At 69.5% G+C, this 2,943-nt stretch carries 2 protein-coding genes and 1 pseudogene; 2 read left to right on the top strand and 1 reads right to left on the bottom strand.

From position 1 onward, the window contains the following. On the bottom strand, positions 1–235 hold a 235-nt coding region (locus G6027_RS11695), incomplete at its 3' end, for a hypothetical protein (protein ID WP_182637332.1). 43 nt (positions 236–278) lie between these two features. Here G6027_RS11695 and treS point away from each other — a divergent pair. Then, positions 279–2,075 (top strand): maltose alpha-D-glucosyltransferase, encoded by a 1,797-nt coding sequence (gene treS, locus G6027_RS11690; protein WP_182637333.1) that lies wholly within the window; start codon positions 279–281, stop codon positions 2,073–2,075. A 10-nt stretch (positions 2,076–2,085) separates the two neighbouring features. Beyond that, positions 2,086–2,943 (top strand): annotated as a pseudogene (locus G6027_RS11685) (hypothetical protein); the annotation flags it as partial.

Genomic DNA, 2,943 nt, shown 5'->3' with positions numbered 1-2,943 from the left:
GCTGCGTGAGCTCCCCGGGGCCTCCGACCGGCTCCAGGCCCCTGGTCCGGGCCGCGGCGAGGATGACCGATCTGGGCAGCCGCAGCTCCCACGGGCGCACGATCACCTCGTCGTCGTCGCCGTCCAACAACGCCGCCAGCGCGCGGGCCCGGCGGCCGTGCCGTTCCCGAAACGACCGCGCGGGATCCACGCCCCTCACGCGGCGGATACGCTCCACCGGGCCGATTTTCCGCATGCAACGGATCGTACTGGGCCGTAGGCTCGGCCCCATGTCACCGATGTCGCGCCACCAGGCCGACCCCCACCAGTCCGATCCCCGACACCCCGAGCCCGAGCTGACTGACGACGGCCACGTGGTCGAGCCCAGCGCGGACGACTACCGCCACGCGTCCGAGCTCGAGGTCGATCGTGACTGGTACAAGTCGGCCGTTTTCTACGAGGTACTGGTCAGGGCGTTCAACGACTCGGACGGCAACGGGACCGGCGACCTGCGCGGGCTCACGGAGAAGCTCGACTACCTGGAGTGGTTGGGGGTCGACTGCCTGTGGCTGCCGCCGTTCTACGATTCGCCGCTGCGCGACGGCGGTTACGACATCCGCGACTTCCGCACGGTGCTCCCCGAGTTCGGCACCGTCGAGGACTTCGTGGAGTTCCTCGACCAGGCCCACAAGCGCGGCATGCGTGTGATCACCGACCTGGTCATGAACCACACCTCCGACACCCACGCCTGGTTCACCGAGTCGCGCTCCGACCCGACCGGACCGTACGGGGACTTCTACGTGTGGTCCGACGACGACACCCGGTACCCGGACGCACGCATCATCTTTGTCGACACCGAGTCGTCCAACTGGACCTACGACCCGGTGCGGGGGCAGTTCTACTGGCACCGCTTCTTCTCCCACCAGCCCGACCTCAACTACGACAACCCCGAGGTCCAGGACGCGATGATCGACGTCCTGCGGTTCTGGTTGGACCTGGGGATCGACGGGTTCCGCCTGGACGCCGTGCCATATCTGTTCGAGCGCGACGGCACCAACTGCGAGAACCTGCCCGAGACGCACGAGTTCCTGCGCAAGTGCCGGGCGGTGGTGGACGAGGAGTACCCCGGTCGGGTCCTGCTGGCCGAGGCCAACCAATGGCCCGAAGACGTGGTGGACTACTACGGCGAGTCCGAGGTGGGCGACGAGTGCCACATGGCGTTCCACTTCCCGCTGATGCCGCGGATCTTCATGGCTGTGCGGCGGCAGTCCCGCTTCCCCGTCACCGAGATCCTGGCCCACACTCCCGACATTCCGTCCTCGGCCCAGTGGGCGATCTTCCTGCGCAACCACGACGAGCTGACGCTCGAGATGGTCACCGACGAGGAACGCGACTACATGTACGCGGAGTACGCCAAGGACCCGCGGATGAAGGCCAACATCGGCATCCGCCGGCGCCTGGCCCCGCTGCTCGACGGCGACACCAACCAGCTGGAGTTGTTCTCGGCGCTGCTGCTGAGCCTGCCCGGCTCGCCGATGCTCTACTACGGCGACGAGATCGGGATGGGCGACAACATCTGGCTGGGCGACCGCGACGCCGTGCGCACCCCCATGCAATGGAGCCCCGACCGCAACGCCGGGTTCTCCCGGTGCGACCCCGGCAAGCTGTACCTCCCGGTGATCATGGACCCGCAGTACGGCTACCAGGGCGTCAACGTGGAGGCGCAGCTCAACTCCAGCGCGAGCCTGCTGCACTGGACCAGGCGGATGATCCACGTGCGCAAGAACCACCCCGCGTTCGGCCGCGGCGAGTTCACCGATCTCGGAGGCTCGAACCCGAGCATCCTGGCCTACCTCCGGACGATGGGGTCCCCGCGGGAGGACCCCCGGGCGGACGTGATCCTGTGCGTCAACAATCTCTCGAGGTTCCCGCAGGCAGTGCGCCTGGACCTCTCGGAGTTCGCCGGTCGCCGGCCCACCGAGCTCACCGGCGGGGTCCCGTTCCCCGAGATCGACGCCGACCCGTACCAGCTCACCCTGCCCGGCTACGGCTTCTACTGGCTGGAGCTGCGCAGTCCCACGGACACACCGGCATGAGAGGCGCGGCATGAGCATCACCCCGGTCGACGACGACGCCATGGTCAGGTTGCTGACCGAGTGGCTCCCCGGACAACGCTGGTTCGCGGGCAAGGGCCGGCAGCTGTCGGCGGTGCGGATCGCCCGGCGGGCGGTGCTGCTCGACCATGCCGACGTCCTGGTGGAGCACCTGCTGGTGGACGTGGAGGTGGACGGGCGACCACAGCGCTACCAGGTCCCGCTGGCCACCGCGCAGACCCTGCCGGACGACCGCCGGACGCTCCCCCTGACGCCCGACGGCGCCTCACCGGTGGTCTACGACGGACTGCGTGATCCGCGCGGTACCGAGTCACTCGTGGCCCACCTCGCCGCGCAGGACGAGGTGGGGGGACTGCGGTTCCGTCTGGTCCGCGGCGCTCCTGCCCCGGCACCCGCCCGGGGCAGGCTGCTCGAGGGCGAGCAGTCCAACTCGTCCCTGGTGTTCGGCGACGACCTCATGGTCAAGGTGTTCCGACTGGTCCAACCGGGTCTCAACCCCGACGTCGAGCTCCACGCGGCGTTGGCCGACCGGGAGTGCCCGGCCGTGGCGTCGCTGCGGGGCTGGGTGGAACTCGACGACGACGAGGGGGACGACACCGACGCCGGCCCCACCACCCTGGCGATGGCCCAGGAGTTCCTCGCCGGCGCCGCCGACGGGTGGGCGATGGCCACGGCGAGCGTTCGCGATCTGTTCGCGGAGGCCGATCTCCTGGCGGATGAGGTGGGTACCGATTTCGCCGACGAGTCCCGGAGGCTCGGGGCCGCCGTCGCGCAGGTCCACGACGACCTCGCGGCCGCGACCGGTGCCACCACCCGGGACGGCGCCGAGATTGTCGCGGGCATGCGGGCG

The sequence above is a fragment of the Dietzia sp. SLG310A2-38A2 genome (genome assembly GCF_014145095.1).
Lineage (GTDB): Bacteria > Actinomycetota > Actinomycetes > Mycobacteriales > Mycobacteriaceae > Dietzia.
Note: the sequence above shows the minus strand (reverse complement) of the source record. Positions and strands in the feature narration are given on the sequence as shown.

Coding starts and splice junctions, on each gene's coding strand:
- treS (WP_182637333.1), top strand. CDS start 279: ATGTCGCGCCACCAGGCCGACCCCCACCAGTCCGATCCCCGACACCCC.